General features: G+C 72.3%; 18 protein-coding genes. 5 read left to right on the top strand and 13 right to left on the bottom strand.

Annotated features, from left to right (window positions below; all coding sequences use genetic code 11):
- Nucleotides 1-2: 2 nt before the first annotated feature.
- On the bottom strand, nt 3-695 hold the full coding sequence (locus QP089_RS14990) for an SDR family oxidoreductase (RefSeq protein WP_285912190.1): 693 nt from the start codon (nt 693-695) through the stop codon (nt 3-5).
- Nucleotides 696-852: 157 nt separating this feature from the next.
- On the opposite strand from QP089_RS14990, the gene QP089_RS14985 reads away from it, so the two are divergent.
- Together QP089_RS14985 and QP089_RS14980 are read left to right on the top strand one after the other, a co-directional pair.
- Complete coding sequence (locus QP089_RS14985) at nt 853-1,758, top strand: helix-turn-helix transcriptional regulator (protein WP_285912189.1); 906 nt, start codon at nt 853-855, stop codon at nt 1,756-1,758.
- 114 nt (nt 1,759-1,872) lie between these two features.
- Entirely contained in the window at nt 1,873-2,628 is a 756-nt protein-coding gene (locus QP089_RS14980) for a Uma2 family endonuclease (protein WP_353070587.1), read from the top strand.
- A 55-nt stretch (nt 2,629-2,683) separates the two neighbouring features.
- On the opposite strand, the gene QP089_RS14975 is transcribed toward QP089_RS14980, so the two are convergent.
- Nucleotides 2,684-3,175, bottom strand: coding sequence for a winged helix-turn-helix transcriptional regulator (locus tag QP089_RS14975; RefSeq protein WP_285912188.1), 492 nt, complete (start codon nt 3,173-3,175; stop codon nt 2,684-2,686).
- Nucleotides 3,176-3,270: 95 nt separating this feature from the next.
- On the opposite strand from QP089_RS14975, the gene QP089_RS14970 reads away from it, so the two are divergent.
- Nucleotides 3,271-3,768 (top strand): tautomerase family protein, encoded by a 498-nt coding sequence (locus QP089_RS14970; RefSeq protein ID WP_285912187.1) that lies wholly within the window; start codon nt 3,271-3,273, stop codon nt 3,766-3,768.
- Between the two features lie 243 nt (nt 3,769-4,011).
- Here the strand turns inward: QP089_RS14970 and QP089_RS14965 are convergent, their stop codons facing one another.
- The 4 genes from QP089_RS14965 to QP089_RS14950 form a co-directional block, all read right to left on the bottom strand.
- Complete coding sequence (locus QP089_RS14965) at nt 4,012-4,275, bottom strand: DUF397 domain-containing protein (protein WP_285912186.1); 264 nt, start codon at nt 4,273-4,275, stop codon at nt 4,012-4,014.
- Nucleotides 4,276-4,475: 200 nt separating this feature from the next.
- On the bottom strand, nt 4,476-4,790 hold the full coding sequence (locus tag QP089_RS14960; RefSeq protein WP_285912185.1) for a DUF397 domain-containing protein: 315 nt from the start codon (nt 4,788-4,790) through the stop codon (nt 4,476-4,478).
- 192 nt (nt 4,791-4,982) lie between these two features.
- Nucleotides 4,983-5,252: a DUF397 domain-containing protein gene (locus QP089_RS14955; RefSeq protein WP_285912184.1), complete on the bottom strand. Its 270-nt coding sequence runs from the start codon at nt 5,250-5,252 to the stop codon at nt 4,983-4,985.
- On the bottom strand, nt 5,243-6,043 hold the full coding sequence (locus QP089_RS14950; RefSeq protein WP_285912183.1) for a helix-turn-helix domain-containing protein: 801 nt from the start codon (nt 6,041-6,043) through the stop codon (nt 5,243-5,245). Before QP089_RS14950 ends, QP089_RS14955 begins: the two co-directional genes overlap by 10 nt.
- A gap of 138 nt (nt 6,044-6,181) precedes the next feature.
- Here QP089_RS14950 and QP089_RS14945 point away from each other — a divergent pair, with 138 nt between their 5' ends.
- Together QP089_RS14945 and QP089_RS14940 are read left to right on the top strand one after the other, a co-directional pair.
- On the top strand, nt 6,182-6,577 hold the full coding sequence (locus tag QP089_RS14945) for an ATP-binding protein (RefSeq protein ID WP_285912182.1): 396 nt from the start codon (nt 6,182-6,184) through the stop codon (nt 6,575-6,577).
- 186 nt (nt 6,578-6,763) lie between these two features.
- Entirely contained in the window at nt 6,764-8,377 is a 1,614-nt protein-coding gene (locus QP089_RS14940) for a CehA/McbA family metallohydrolase (protein ID WP_285912181.1), read from the top strand.
- Between the two features lie 52 nt (nt 8,378-8,429).
- On the opposite strand, the gene QP089_RS14935 is transcribed toward QP089_RS14940, so the two are convergent.
- The 7 genes from QP089_RS14935 to QP089_RS14905 form a co-directional block, all read right to left on the bottom strand.
- The gene (locus QP089_RS14935; protein WP_285912180.1) at nt 8,430-10,580 is read right to left on the bottom strand and encodes an acyl-CoA dehydrogenase family protein; all 2,151 of its coding nucleotides are present in this window, start codon (nt 10,578-10,580) and stop codon (nt 8,430-8,432) included.
- Between the two features lie 127 nt (nt 10,581-10,707).
- Nucleotides 10,708-11,910, bottom strand: coding sequence for an AI-2E family transporter (locus QP089_RS14930; RefSeq protein ID WP_285912179.1), 1,203 nt, complete (start codon nt 11,908-11,910; stop codon nt 10,708-10,710).
- Nucleotides 11,911-11,977: 67 nt separating this feature from the next.
- Nucleotides 11,978-12,817 carry an ABC transporter permease gene (locus tag QP089_RS14925; RefSeq protein ID WP_285912178.1) on the bottom strand — a complete coding sequence of 280 codons (840 nt, stop codon included), beginning with the start codon at nt 12,815-12,817 and terminating at the stop codon, nt 11,978-11,980.
- Complete coding sequence (locus QP089_RS14920) at nt 12,814-13,791, bottom strand: ATP-binding cassette domain-containing protein (protein ID WP_353070586.1); 978 nt, start codon at nt 13,789-13,791, stop codon at nt 12,814-12,816. The genes QP089_RS14925 and QP089_RS14920 overlap by 4 nt, the downstream gene beginning before the upstream one ends.
- Nucleotides 13,788-14,339 (bottom strand): MauE/DoxX family redox-associated membrane protein, encoded by a 552-nt coding sequence (locus QP089_RS14915; protein ID WP_285912177.1) that lies wholly within the window; start codon nt 14,337-14,339, stop codon nt 13,788-13,790. Before QP089_RS14915 ends, QP089_RS14920 begins: the two co-directional genes overlap by 4 nt.
- Complete coding sequence (locus tag QP089_RS14910) at nt 14,336-14,770, bottom strand: lasso peptide biosynthesis B2 protein (protein WP_285912176.1); 435 nt, start codon at nt 14,768-14,770, stop codon at nt 14,336-14,338. The genes QP089_RS14915 and QP089_RS14910 overlap by 4 nt, the downstream gene beginning before the upstream one ends.
- Nucleotides 14,767-15,036, bottom strand: a complete 270-nt coding sequence (locus QP089_RS14905; RefSeq protein ID WP_285912175.1) for a lasso peptide biosynthesis PqqD family chaperone — start codon at nt 15,034-15,036, stop codon at nt 14,767-14,769. Before QP089_RS14905 ends, QP089_RS14910 begins: the two co-directional genes overlap by 4 nt.
- Nucleotides 15,037-15,049: the final 13 nt, after the last annotated feature.

The following is a 15,049-nucleotide window of genomic DNA, read 5'->3' as shown; positions in this document are numbered from 1 at the left end:
CTTCAGACGGGCTGGCCGATGGGGCGGATGGTCAGGGTGTTGACGTCGACGCCCGCCGGCTGGTCGAGGGCGTAGCAGACGGCGTCGGCGACGGGCTGGGGAGGCAGGGCGAAGGGAGGAGCGCCGGCGTCCTGCCAGAAGGGCGTGTCGATCATGCCGGGGTTGACGAGGGTGACGCCGATGCCGCGGGACGTGGCGTGCAGGCGCAGGTTCTCGGCGAGTCCGGTGGTGGCCCACTTGGTGGCCGAGTAGAGATTGCCGGGAGAGTTCTTCAGCCCAGCGACGCTGCCGATGAGCACCAGCCGCCCGCCGGTGGCCTCGAGGTGGGGCAGGGCGGCGTGCGCCAGCAGGGCGGGGCCGAGGACGTTGGTGAGGACCATCGGCGCCCACGACGCCGGGTCACCGGCCCCGATGGAGTCACCGGTCATGAACCCGGCGTTCGCCACCGCCGCGTCGAGGGCGCCGAAGTGCTCCACGGTGCGGGTCACGGCCGACTCGGTGGCCTCCCAGTCCGCCGCGTCCGCGATCATGCCGAGCAGCCGGTCGGGGTGGCCGGCCTCGTCCAGGAAGGACTTCAGCCTGGTCTCGTCGCGGCCGGTGACGGCCACGCGGTGGCCGCGGTCGAGCAGCGACCGCGCGGTGTGCGCGCCGATACCGCTGGTCGCGCCGGTGATCAGTACGGTCTTCGTGGCCATGCCATGCTCCTGGGGTATGAGTGGCGGACGGCGCTGAAGGAGTGCCGTCCGACTGCCGATCCCCACGAAACCGCCGCCGTCAGGGCCGAACAAGGCCGCGTTTATGGGGGTATAAACGCAACCTCCCTATCGCCCGGCCGCTGGGTACCGTGGACGGATGGAGTCTCCGCGCGATCGCACCGACAACCGCTCGGACATCCGCGACTTCCTCACGAGCCGGCGCGCCAAGCTCGCCCCGGAGCGGGTCGGGCTGCCCACGAGCCGGCGGCGCCGGGTTCCGGGACTGCGACGCGAGGAGGTCGCGGCCCTCGCCGGCGTGAGCACCGAGTGGTACACGCGGCTGGAGAGGGGCCACATCGGCGGCGTCTCCGAGGACGTGCTGGAAGCGGTCGCCCAGGCACTGCTCCTCGACGAGGACGAGCGCATCTACCTGTTCGATCTGGCCAGAGCGGCTCGCCCCGCCCGCCGCAGGTCGCACCGCCGCAAGGACGTCGAGATCCCGCCATCCGTCCAGTGGATGGTCGACTCCATGACCATGGCCCCCGCCTTCGTACGCAGCGGCCGCTTGGACATCGTGGCGAGCAACGCGCTGTGCAGAGCCCTCTATTCACCGATGTTCGACAGCGACACCACCGCTGATCGGGGCTGCGCCAACTTTCCCCGCTACTTCTTCCTCGACCCCGGCTCTTCCCATTTCTTCGTCGACTGGGAGGAAGGCGCTAGGGCCACGGTCGCCGTCCTCCGCGCCGAAGCCGGACGCGACCCTCACGACCGGGCCCTGCGCGAGCTCGTCGGCGAACTGTCCACGCTCAGCCCCGAGTTCCGCACCATGTGGGCCAGTCACGACGTCCGGATCCACCACGAGGGCGTCAAGCGGCTGGACCATCCCGAGGTCGGCCGCCTGGAGCTGGCGTTCCGCTCCCTGAACCTGCCCCTGGCGCAGCGGGCCGTGCACGACCTGACCGTCTACGCGGCCGAGCCGGGCACCCCCTCGGAGGACCGCCTCAAACTCCTCGCCAGCTGGACGGCCCCTCGCCCCTCGACCACGGAACCGCTCCGCTGAAACCGCCGTCGCCATGACCGAGCCGAGCGCCCGGCCCGCCACCCGCTGACGCAGCGGTGCGCACTCGTCCTGCACCACACGGCGGGCCACCCGGTGGCCGAGGTAGCGCGGGCCATGTGCCGCACCCTGCGGGCGCACCAGGCACCGGCCGCCGTAGGCGACGACGACCGGACCGCCACGACAGCATCCCCACGCCTGCCGGTGGCCATGACGGAGCCCGAGAAATGCGCTGAAGGTAATCTGGTCAAGTACCCGCACCCACCTGGACCGGAGGCACGACGAGCCATGCACGCGCTGACTCTCCCATTGCCGTCCGGTGACACCTGGACTCGTGCAGACTATGAGGCGCTGCCCGAAGACCTTCCGGTGCGCGTGAGCCTGGTCCACGGAGAACTTGTTGTGAACCCACGTCCTCGCCCGATCCACCAGCGCATCGCGCGGCGTTTGGCGACTCGAATCGAAGACGCCGCTCCTGATGCCTGGCAGGTCGACACCGACGTGGACGTCCTCTTGGACGACGACGAGCTGGAGCCGGTCGAGATCGCCCCCGACATCGTCGTGTACTCCGCCGACCACGACGTCTACGAGCGTCCCATCCCCGCCGATCTGATCACTCTCGTCGTCGAGGTCGTTTCGCCGTCCACCAAGCGCAAGGACCGGCGGATCCAGCCGGCCCTGTACGCGGAGGCGCAGATCCGCCACTACTGGCGGGTGGAGACCGACCAGACCGCACCGGCTTTCGCCGTCTACACCTATGAGCTGGACGATGCCACCGGCGGATACGTGGCGACCGGCGTACACCATGACCGGATCACCGCGACCTTGCCGTTCGTCCTCGACATCGATCTCAAGGCCGTCCACGGACGCTAGTGCCGCAGCATCCAACGCTTGCCCGATATGAGCTGCTGAGTACGATCCTGGGATCTCAGGGGCTTTCCACGAAGCGCGCGCCCGGCCCGGGCGTGCGGCAGACGTCCTCCGGGGCTAGGTGGCTGTGCCCCGCAGCGCACTCGAGGACGATCTTGACCGGCTCGTCGCAGCAGCTCGAATCGTCGACGGGTCGGTGCCGGACGATGACCGACGGGCCCTGCGGGTCGGCGAGGTAGGTGTCGCCCCATTCCAGGAGCGCCACGAGCGTGGGCCGCAACGCCCGGCCCTGCTCGGTGAGCTCGTAGGCGAAGCGCTGCCGGTCCCCGGGCTCCTGATAGGGCACGCGGCGCATCACTCCCGCGGTCACCAGGGTCTCGAGCCGAGTCGCCAGGAGGTTCCTGGCGATCCCGAGGCGGGAGTGGAACTCGCCGAACCGGCGCGCGCCGTCCAGCGCTTCGCGAACGATCAGCAGTGACCAGCGCTCCCCCACCACCGAGAGGGCGCGCGCCACCGAGCAGTTCACCGGGTCGATCCGCCGCGTCTCCATGCGACGAGTGTAGCCATCTGGGTTTACAAGCTGTACTTAGCCCCCGTAGGCTCCGGCCTGAGTTGAAGAACTAAACTCAGTAAAGGGGATCGGCCATGCCCATGCTCGACGTGTACATTCCCGACGGCGCGCTCCAGCCGGACGCCGAGGCGGCGCTGCTGAACCGCATCACCGAGATCCTCATCCGCAACGAGGGATTCGACCCCGCCGACCCGGTGACCCGTTCCGTCTCCTGGCTCTGGCTGCACCGACCGGCCGGCGTCTACGTCGGCGGAGAACCCGCGGACGCACCTCGCTACAAGGTCGTCCCGTCCGTCCCCGAGGGCCAGCTCGACGAGCAGAAGCGTGCGAGCGTCATCGCCGAGGTCACCGAGGCGATCCTCGACGCGGAGAACGGCGCCTGGCCGCGTGACGCCAGCCGGATCTGGGTCTTCCCCACCGAGATCCCCGAGGGTCACTGGGGCGGCCGGGGCCAGATCAGGCCGCTCGCAGCGATCCTCGCCCGGCTCACCGGCGACGACACCAAGCGGGCCCGTACGCTCGCGCGTGAGCGGATCGCCGCCACCCGAGCCGAACACGCCCGCCTGCCCTGATGAGCGGCGAACGAAGTGGGGATCGATGCGGCCGATGACACAGTCGTGAGGAGGCGGGGGCGCGGCTGTCACGGGCCCGTGCTCGTGCTGAAAGGCGCCCCGCGTCCCCAGGGCTGGGAGCCATACCAGCACGACGGTGTGACGGGACGCCCCCGTGGCGTGGAGGGGGCCGTCCGAGCGGGGTTATAGGTGGACGGCCCACCGCGACTCAGCCTGTGGGAGGCGGGGGACGCGGTGGAGCGGTCAGCGAGCGGCGAGAGCGGAGTTCACAGCGCTACGCAGGGCCGCACGGGTGACCAGCAGGACGGGCCCGTCCGGGTCCTTGCTGTCCCGCACCGCCACCGCGTCCGCCACCGCCCCGGCCGCATCAGCCAACTCAACGCACTCAGCCGCGTTCGAGCCGCTGTAGACGCTTTTTCGCCATGAGAGCCCTGCCATCTCGACGCAGTTGCCGCCGTTGGAACTGGTGTAGCTGCTTTTGCGCCACTGGGCGCTTTTCAGGGACATGGTTTCAGTCTCGGACGCAGGGACGTGGCTGTCACGGGCCTCTGTTCGCATCGGGAGGCGTCCAGCGTCCGAAGGCAGCGTCCAGACCGTCACGGCAAGGCGACGACGGCCCTCCGTGGTGCGCGGCGGGCCGTCGCGGGTGAGGCGGGTGGCCCGCGGCGACTTGGCCTGGGGGAGATGGGGGACGCGTTGCGGGACGGTCAGCGGGTGCTCAGGGCGGAGTCCACGGCGCTGCGCAGGGCCGCACGGGTGACCAGCAGGACGGGTCCGTCCGGGTCCTTGCTGTCCCGCACCGCCACCGCATCGACCACGTCCGCCAACTCGACACAGTTGCCGCCATTGGAGGCACTGCGCGTGCTCTTACGCCACGCAAGCCCGGCCAACTCCACGCAGTCGCCACCGTTCTCGCCACTGCGGCTGCTTTTGCGCCACGACAGCCCCGCCAGCTCGATGCAGTTGCCGCCGTTGGGTCCGCTGTAGCTGCTCCTGCGCCACTGCGCACGTTCCAGGGACATGTTTTCAGTGTCGGATGTGGGGGCGCGGCTGTCACGGGGCCGCCGCTCGTACCGTCCGAAGGCGGAGGGATCGGGCGGTCACAGCAGGATGACGGGCACCCTCTGTGGTGTGCAGCGGGCCGTCCGAGCGGGATTAGGTGGACGACCCGCCGCGCCCGAGTCTGTGGGATGCGGGGGACGGTGGTGGAGCGGTCAGCAGGTGCTCAGGGCGGAGTTCACGGCGCTGCGCAGGGCCGCACGGGTAACCAGCAGGACGGACCCGTCCGGGTCCTTGCTGTCCCGCACCGCCACCGCGTCCACCGCGTCCGCCGCGTCCGCCGCGTCCGCCAACTCAACGCATTCAGCCGCGTTGGATGCACTGTGGCTACTCTTGCGCCACGAGAGCCCTGCTAGCTCGATGCAGTTGCCGCCGTTCTCACCACTGCGGCTGGACTTACGCCAAGTGAGCTTCGTCAGGTCCATTTCTCCAGCGCCTCTTTCAATCTGTCCCGGGACATGTCTTCGGGGAGCGCCCTCGCTCGCAACCCTCTGAGCGATTCGGAGAGTTTGGCCAGATCGGAGGGATTGTCGGTCGTGATGCCTCGTACTGTCGTCTCCATGTAGGCGACCTCGCTCCGGTCCTCCATAGTAGCCACCACGAAAGCACCTCCCGTGCCTGTCGGACGCCCGTTGTTCCGAACGATCTGGATGGTGATGTTGGGAAGCTCGCTCAGGGCGATCAGGTGCTCTATCTGCTCATACATGACCTCGGGTGAGGTCACCAGGTAGTCGAGGACGTACTCGCCAAGGAGCGCGACCAGCACTGTGGGAGGTGCATCCTCGCGGGTGAGGATGGCCTGGCGTGCCATGCGCGCCTCCACGGCTTCGTCGGAATTGAGAAACGCGCGAGCGTAAGCCGGAGTCTGGAGCAGTCCTGGGACGATCGTGTGCTCCCAAGTAACGAGTTCTGCGGCGTCCGACTCGGTCTGCGGCCAGTCGAACCAGATCGGAACAGGGTGTCCGTCCCGGTTCAGGTCCTCCCACAGGCTCAGGAGCGATCCGCCTGCCTCCAGGTAGTCGTCCACGGTCTTCACGAATGAGCGGGTGGCGCGCTTCTTCCCGTTCTCGATGCGGCTCACCTGGGCGGGACTGACCTTCGTCAGGTTGGCGATCGTCTCTTGCAGGACGTCCTTGGCTTCCCTCAGCCGTCGCATCTGGCGACCAAAGGCCACGAGCGCTGGGGATTCGTTGGGACGTTGACGCCGTGCAGGCATGATCACTTACCTCTCTCGGCAACTTGCACCCACGCCTCGACGCTTGCCACCGCCATCCGCTTTCAGGCGGCATGCCAAATCTAACTTCGAAAGTGGCTGAATGTGTGGTGTTCACCACACACAGTGAGGAGATGGATCATGGGCGAGGCGGCGCGGGGCGAGAACGAGATGGCGGTGAAGCAGGATCTTGCGGTCGTGGCGGAGGTGCGGCGGTTCGTGCGGCTGGTCACGGGCCAGTGGGGCATGGACGACTTCGTGCCGTGCCTGGTGGCCAGCGAGCTCGTCACCAACGCGCTGCGGTACGCGTCCGCGTCCGACGACGACGTGACGTTCCGGATCGGGCGGGCCGACGACGGCGGGCTGTGGATGGAGGTGCAGGACGCGACGTGCGACCTGCCGTGCGTCCAGCGGGCCGACACGATCAGCGAGGCCGGACGGGGCCTGTTCATCGTCGATCGGTTCTGCCGCTGCTGGGGCGTGCGGCCGGTCGCCGGCAAGGCAGGCAAGATCGTCTTCGCCGTCCTCAACCCCTGAGCGCCCGACCTGCTTCGTTGACTTGCGGCGAGTCGTTGTTATGACGCCGCTCATAACAACGACTCGCCGCAAGTCAACGAGGGGGCAGTCGTCATGTGGGCGATGGGTGGGGGAAATCGGGAGATCATCTGGGCTTTGGTGGGGCGGCCGAGCATTCAGGGGTTTCCCCGATCGGTGAGGACGGCCATGTGCCTTGATGGACAATGCGAGCGGCACGCCGCCGCGCTACCGGCCGGCGACGGCGCGCACACCCTGGACCGGCGGCGGCTGCTGATGGCGGCCGCGACGGGAGCGGCGCTGACCCTCGTCCCCGTCTCCTTCCCTTCGGCGCGCGCCGCCGCCACCGGACCCGCAGCCGCGCCGTCCGGTGGCGGGGACGTCAGCCGTACCGTCACCGGGCACCTGGAGACCGGCGCCGCCGACTTCGTGTACCTGCCCGTCGAGGTGCCGAAGGGCGTGCAGAAGATCGCGGTCGAGTACTCCTACGACAAGCCGGCCGTCCCGGCGGGCACGCCCGGCAACTCCTGTGACATCGGCATCTTCGACCAGCGCGGCGTCAAGCTGGGCGGGAAGGGGTTCCGCGGCTGGTCCGGCGGATTCCGCAGCTCGTTCGAGATCAGCGCGGCGGAGGCCACGCCGGGCTATCTCCCCGGCCCGATCGGGGCCGGGACGTGGAACATCGTCCTCGGCCCGTACCAGGTCGCGCCGCAGGGCATGAACTACCAGGTCAAGATCACCCTGACGTACGGCAGGGACGGTGCGCCCTTCGCGCCGGAGTACCCGCCCACGAGGGCGAAGGGGCGCGGGCGCGCCTGGTACCGGGGCGACGGCCACCTGCACACCGTCCACTCCGACGGCAGGCGGCTCCCGTCCGAGGTGGCGGCAGGGGCGCGGGCGGCAGGGCTCGACTTCATGGTGTCCACCGACCACAACACCTCCTCGTCCCACGGCGTGTGGGGCAAGTTCGCCGGTGACGATCTGCTCGTCATCACCGGTGAGGAGGTCACCACCCGCAACGGCCACTGGCTGGCGCTCGGCCTGCCCGCCGGCGAGTGGGTCGACTGGCGGTACCGGGCCCGGGACGACGGCTTCGCCCGGTTCGCCCGTCAGGTGCGGCGCTCCGGCGGCGCCGTCGTGCCCGCCCACCCGTACTGCCCCTACGTCGCCTGCCAGTGGAAGTTCGGTTACGACGAGGCCGACGCGGTCGAGGTGTGGAACGGTCCGTGGACCTATGACGACGAGTCCGCGGTCGACACCTGGGACGCCAGGCTCGGGGAGGCGGTGCGGTCGGGCAAGGGCTGGCTGCCCGCGATGGGCAACAGCGACGCGCACAGCGAACCGCAGGTCATCGGGCTGCCGCACACCGTCGTGCACGCTGACGAGCTGAGCACCGGCGCCGTCCTGGCCGGGATCCGCGCCGGACGCAGCTGGATCGCCGAGTCGTCGTCGGTGAATCTGACGTTCACCGCGACCGCCGGTGGACGGGAGGCGGGGATCGCGGACACGCTCACAGCGAAGGCCGACGCCCCCGTCGACGTGCGGCTGGAGGTGTCCGGAGTGCCGAACGGCACCGTCCGGTTCATCACCGACGAGGGCCAGATGCACCAGGAGTCGCTTCCGGCCTCCGGGAAGGGCACCGTGGTCTGGCGGACGACGACGTCGCTCGCGGCCTACGTGCGGGCGGAGGTCCGCCATCCGATGGCCGACGGCAGTCCCGGCAAGGGGAACAGCATGGGACCGGCCCTGGTCTGGGGCCCGATGGCCGCGCTCACCAACCCGATCTTCCTCAAGCGCGCCTGAGGAGGCCCGGCCCCGGGGGTTCCGGTCCGACCGGAACCCCCCGGGGCCGCGGTCACTTGATCAGCGGGTCGCGGGGAAGGCGGAGGATCCGCTCGGCGATCTGGTTGCGGGTGATCTCGGACGTGCCGCCGGCGATGGACATGCCGCGCGAGCCGAGGCGCAGGCGGCCGGCGAACGCGCCGAGCCCCTCGGAGAAGACCAGGTCGGGCCCGGCGAACGCGGACAGCAGGTCGGCGGTGGCGTGGCCGTGCTCGGCGAGGACGAGCTTGGTGATGTTGCCCTCGGGTCCGGGCTCGCCGCCGGCGACGGCCCGCTCGGCGCTGCGCAGGTTGAGCAGGCGCAGCGCCTGCGCCTCGGCCTCGTGGGCGCCGACGCGCTCGGCGGCGGCGGGGACGCGGTCCGGGTGCGCGGTGCACAGTTCGACCAGGTCGGGCAGCTGGTAGGAGCCGCCGACGCCGCCGCCGATGCTGACGCGCTCGTTGCCGAGGGTGGCGCGGGCGACGGTCCAGCCCTGGTTGGGAGTGCCGACGACGTCGGAGTCGGGGACGAAGACGTCGGAGAAGAACACCTCGTTGAAATCCGAGTCGCCGGTGATCTGGCGCAGCGGGCGGACCTCGACGCCGGGGTGCTCCATGTCGATGACCATCATCGTGACGCCGGCGTGCTTGGGCGCGTCGGGGTCGGTGCGGACGGTCGCGAAGCCCCAGCGGCAGTAGTGGGCGCCGCTCGTCCAGACCTTCTGGCCGTTGACGATCCAGCCGCCGTCGGTCTTGACGGCGCGGGTCCGCACGGACGCGGCGTCCGACCCGGCCTCGGGCTCGCTGAACAGCTGGCACCAGATCTCCTCGCCGAGCAGCGCGGGCCGCACCCAGCGGTCGATCTGCTCCGGGGAGCCGTGCTGGATGATGGTGAGGATGTTCCAGCTGGTGATGCCGTACTGCGGGCGCTTCACGCCGGCGGCCTTGAACTCCTCCTCGATGACGAGCTGGAGCCCGGCCGGGGCCTCCAGGCCCCAGGGCTTCGGCCAGTGCGGTTGGACGTAGCCGGTCTCGATCAGCCGGACGCGCTGCTCCTCCTTCGGCAGCGCGGCGATCTCGCGGGCCAGCTCGCGGACCTCGGCGCGCTTGGCCTCCGCCTCCGGCGGCAGGTCGAGGGTGGCGGTGCGGGCGACGCCGGCGGCGCGCAGCCGGGTGACGTCGCGGGCGGCGGCGTCCGGGTCGACGACCGCCTCGATGGCGGCGGCGCGGCGCATCAGCAGGTGGGCGTCGTGCTCCCACGTGAAGCCGATGCCGCCGTGGACCTGGATGTTGAGGCCGGAGTCGTCGAGGAAGGCGGGGACCGCGAGCGCGGCGGCGATGGCGGCGGCCAGCTCGAACTGGTCGGCGGGACCGGACGCGGCGCGCGCCGCGTCCCACACGGCGGCGGTGCCGAGCTCGGCGGCCACCAGCATGTTCGCGCAGTGGTGCTTGACGGCTTGGAACGTGCCGATCGTGCGGCCGAACTGCTGCCGGACCTTGGCGTACTCGGTGGCGGACTCGACGCATTCGAGCGCGCCGCCGACCGCCTCGGCGGAGTACAGGGTGCGGGCGAGCGCGACGGCGTGACCGGCGGCGCCCTCGATGACCTCGGCGGACGCCCCGTCCAGGCGGACGCGGGCGCTGCGGCGGGACGGGTCGAGGTTCTCCGGCACCTCGACGGTCACGCCCGGCGCGTCCGCGCGGACGATCACGACGTCGTCGCCCGCGACCAGGAGCAGCAGGCCGGCGAGGCCGCCGCCGAGCACCACGGCCTCGCCGGACGCGGCGCCGCCGTCCACGGTGACCGAGCCGTCCAGGCCGAGGGCGGCCGGGACCTCGCCGGACGCCAGGCCCGGCAGCAGCCGCGAGCGCTGCTCGTCGCCGCCGCGCGCGGCGATCACCGCGGACGCCGCCATGGTCGGGACGAGCGGTCCGGGCGCGGCGGCGCGGCCGAGCTCCTCCACGACGACGACCAGTTCGGGCAGCCCGTACCCGCCGCCGCCGTGCTCCTCGGGCAGGTGCAGGCCGAGCAGGCCGAGGCCGGCGAACTCCTTCCAGAACGCGGGGAGGGTCTCCTCGCCGGCCTCCAGCAGCGCCCGGTTCGCGGCGCGCGCGTCGTGGTCGCGCAGGAACGCGCGCGCCGTCCGCGCCAGTTCGCGATGCTCCTCGCTGATGGCGATCGCCATGGGTCCTCCCTGGGGTGTTCCGCGCCGGCGGCGCATGTCGGGGTCGGTGCCGCTCAGCTAATAATTGCTCGCTTACACACCCCGCTGTCCAGCGGCCCCCCTCATCGCCGCACGGCGCGATGCCGGGTCAGTCGTCCTTCCGGTCGTCGCCGGAGCCGTCCCCGCGCACGCCGGACGGGCGGGTCGGCTCGTCGTCGGCGGACGGGCGGGTCGGCTCACCGGGTTCGGTGGCGGCGGCGACCTCCGGGGGCAGCTCCTCGGGCGGGTCGCGCAGCGCCGGCCAGGCCCGGTAGACGACCGCCACGATCGGCACCGCGACGGCCGCGCCGGGGATCCCGCCGACGATGCCGCCCACGCTGATCGCCATGATGATCGCCAGGGGGTGCAGCCGGACGAGCCGGCCGACCAGCAGCGGCTGCAGCAGGTGGCTCTCGGCCTGGTGCTCGACGATCAGCACGCCGAGGAAGATCAGCGCGATGACCCCGCCCTTGGCGGCGAACGCGACCGCGACCGCCAGCGCGCCGCCGACCAGGATGCCGACGATCGGGATGAAGCTGCCCAGGAAGATGACGACCGCGAGCGGCGCGACCAGCGGGACGCCGAGCGCGGCCAGCACGATCGCCAGCACCACCCCGTGGATGGCGGCGACGATGACGGTGCCGTGCACGTACTGCGACAGCGTCTCCCAGGCGGCGCGCCCGGCGCGGTCGACGCGGTCGCGGTAGCGGCCCGTCCCGCCGATCAGCCATGACCAGATCCGGGCGCCGTCCTTGAGCAGGAAGAACGTGATGAACAGCATGAGCACGAGGGCGGCCAGCACCTCGATGGTGACCGCGCCCGCCTGCACGGCGGTGTTCGCCAGCTTGCCGCGCCGCTTCTCCAGGTAGTTGACGCCCTGGTCGATGGAGTCCTGGATCTGGGAGTGCTTGACGTGCAGCGGGCCGGTCTCCAGCCAGTGCTGCAGGGACTGCGCGGTTGACTGCACCTCGTCGGCGAGCTTGGGGAACTCGGAGTTGGCCTGGATGCCGACGAAGGTGCCGATCCCGCCGAGCACCGCCAGCGCGAGCAGCATCGTGATCCAGGTGGCGGCCAGGGCCGGCAGCCCGGCCCGTTCGAGCCGGGCGGTGAGGGGGCGCAGCAGCGCGCAGAAGAACAGCGCGATCGCGCACGGCAGGAAGACGATCTTCAGCGTGCCGATGATCCACACGACGCCGTAGCCGACCGCCCCGATGGCGATCAGCCGCCAGGACCAGGCCGCGGCCGCGCGCAGCAGGGGCGGGGCCGGTGGGGAGACCGGCGCCGCGGGGCGCCGGTGCTGCTCGTTGCTCATTCGCGTCCATCCGAAGGGACGCCTCTCTTCTCCCCCACGTAACGCACTCTATGCACCCCGCCGGGCGTCAGGTGCGGCGCTGGAACCCCTTGATCGCGACGGCGGCGGCGACGGTGCCGACGGCCGCGCTGACCGCCAGCGCGGTGACCGCGTCGGCGAGCGCGGGACCGCCGAGCGCGAGGGCGCGGGCCGCCCGGATCCCGTAGGTGGCGGGGTTGGCGCGGACGACCGCGCGCAGCCAGCCCGGCAGGGCGGCGGCCGGGACGAACGCGGTCGACGCGAAGATCAGCGGGAACGTCGCCAGGCCCGCGACGCTCTGCACCAGCTCGGTGTTGCGGATCCAGCAGGCGATGGCGATGAAGATCCAGCCGAGGCAGCAGCCGACCGCGAGCGCGAGCGCGGCGGCGCCGAGCGCGCCGAGCGGCCCGCCCGCCGGCCGGAACCCCAGCAGCGCCGCCGCGAGGACGACCAGCAGCACCTGCTGGAGGGCGCAGCGGACGGTGTCGGCGGCGCTGCGGGCCAGCAGCACCGAGCCCGGCCAGATCGGCATCGAGCGGAACCGGGCGATGATCCCGCCGCGCATCTCCTGGGTGAGCCCGACCGCGGTGTTCAGCGCCGCCTGCATCGCCGACGTCACCATGATCGCCGGAACGAGGAAGTCGACGTAGCGGACCCCGGCCGGGAAGCCGGGCGCCCGCGCGACGCTGCCGAACAGCTGGCTGAACGTGCCCAGCATCAGCAGCGGGCCGAGCAGGCTGGCGACGACGAGCCGCGGGTCGAGGACGAGCGCGCGCAGCGACCGCCCGGTGAGGACGCGCAGCTGCGTCGCGATCCCGGCGTCCTGCGGGGCGGGCGGCGGGGCGCCCGTTCCGGTGGGCGCGTCCGCCAGCTCGTCCGAGACCGTCATGGCGCCTCCGCCCGCCCGGCCTCCGCGCGGGCGGCGGCCGGGCCGGTCAGCGACAGGTACACGTCGTCGAGGGTCGGGGCCGTCACCGTCAGCTCGTAATCGCCGGCGACCTGCGCGTCGAGCGTCCGCGCGACGATCGCGAGGTCGCGCGGGCCGGTCAGCGGGACGGCGAGGACGCCGCGGCGCGGGTCGTACTCGGGGCCGAGGCCCTCGGTCCGCAGCGCCCGGGCGGCGGTGCGCACGGCGGCCGGTCCGGGGAGCCGCGCGGCGGCGGTGCGGCCGCCGACGCGGGCCTTGAGGTCGGCGGGCGCGCCGGTGGCGACGACGCGGCCGTCGGCGAGCACGGCGATGGTGTCGGCGAGGCGGTCCGCCTCGTCGAGGTACTGGGTGCTGAGCACGACGGTCGTCCCGCCGCGGACGAGTTCCTCGACGACCGTCCAGGTGGCGAGGCGTGCGGCGGGGTCCAGGCCGGTGGTGGGCTCGTCGAGGAACAGCACCTCGGGGCGGCCCGTCATGCCCGCCGCCAGGTCGAGGCGGCGCCGCATCCCGCCGGAGTAGCCGCGCACCGGGCGGTCGGCCGCGCCGGCCAGGTCGAACGTCTCCAGCAGCTCGGCGGCGCGGCGCAGGGCCTCGCGCCGTCCGGCGCCGCGCAGCCGGGCGACCAGCACGAGGTTGTCGCGGCCGGAGATCTGCTCGTCGACGGCTGCGAACTGCCCGGTCAGCGCGATGCGGCGGCGGACCTCGCGGCCCTGGCGGACGACGTCGTACCCGGCGACGCGGGCCGTGCCCTCGGACGGCCGGCACAGCGTGGCGAGCACGTTGATCAGCGTGGTCTTGCCGGCGCCGTTGTGCCCGAGCAGCCCGAGGACCGTGCCGGGCGGCGCGGCGATCGTCACCCCGTCCAGCGCCCGCACCGGCCCGAACCACTTCCCGACGCCGGCGGCCTCGATCGCGTACTCCCCCATCCCGGTCATCCCGGGTTCCGGGCGGGTGCGAGCAGCCGCTTCATCAGCGCCGACACCAGCCGGTCGTACCAGCGGGTGAACCCCCACGCCGCTAGGGCACCGGCCGCGACCGCCACGGCCGCCTCGACGGGACGCCTCGCAGGGACGGGCGCGCCCGCGACGGCGCCGGGCAGCGCGGCCGCGAGCAGCAGCAGGTTCCGGACGATCATCGCCTGCCCCATCACCGACCCCTTCGAGCCGAAGCAGCGGCACTCGGCGAACACCCCGCCGTGCACGGCGCGGACGGCGATGCCGATGAACAGCACGAGCAGCGCGGACGCCAGCGCGAACCCGGCGCGGGCCGCCGGCGGCAGCGCCAGCAGCACCACGGCCGTCCCCTCCCCCGCGACGACCAGCGTGCCCGCCGGGACGGCCGCCCGCTCCGGCAGGATCGCCAGCTGCCGGATCGACCCGGCGAACCCGCGGAACCGGGACGCGCTGCGCGCCTTCCCGGCGAACGCGGCGGCGAACACGGTCAGGATCAGCGCCCGGCAGCCGAGCAGGACCAGGCCCGTCATCGGTCCGCCTGCGCGCTGCCGGGCGCCGCGACCACCATCGTCTTGGCGAACGCCAGCACCTCGGCGCGCTCGCCCACCGGCTCGCCGTCGGCCTCGACCCACGCGTGCGCGCGGAACGGCTCCATGCGGACGCCGGTGCACCAGTCCGGCCACGTCCCGGCCGCCCGGCACAGCAGCACCGTCGCGAGCGAGCGCTGCAGGCAGCCCTGCCCGGCGCACTGCACGCTCACCGTCACCACCGCCTGCCGCGCCGCGAGCGCCTGCCCGCCCGACGCGGGCCGCGCGCCGCGCCGCAGCAGGCACAGGACGCGGCGCAGCCGGCGCGGCGGCAGCTTCGCGATCAGCCGGGCGGCGCCCACCGCGGCGTGCGCTCCGATCCGGCGCCGCCGCGTCAGCCGGACGGACGGTTCCAGCGCGACCGGGATCGTCACGGCGCCATCACCTCGGCGTCGCGCAGCGCCCGGACGAACGCGCCCACGTCCGCGGTGACCCGCTCGGCCTGGTCCGGGTGCCGTTCCCGCAGCTCGCGGACCGCGTCGTCGACGGTGCCGCCGTCCAGCAGCAGCCGGATCACGGTGGTGCCGGTCGCGTTCAGCGCCCAGTAGCGGCCGGTGCGCTCGTCCAGCAGCACCGTGCCGTGCTCGGTCTCGGTCATCGTCACGTGGGGCGACAGCGACGCCCCGGGAGTCACGGGCATCTCGGGCCTCCGG

The sequence above is a fragment of the Actinomadura opuntiae genome (assembly GCF_030283205.1).
In the GTDB taxonomy this organism is placed as follows: Bacteria; Actinomycetota; Actinomycetes; order Streptosporangiales; family Streptosporangiaceae; genus Spirillospora.
This window is presented reverse-complemented; position numbering and strand designations above follow the sequence as displayed.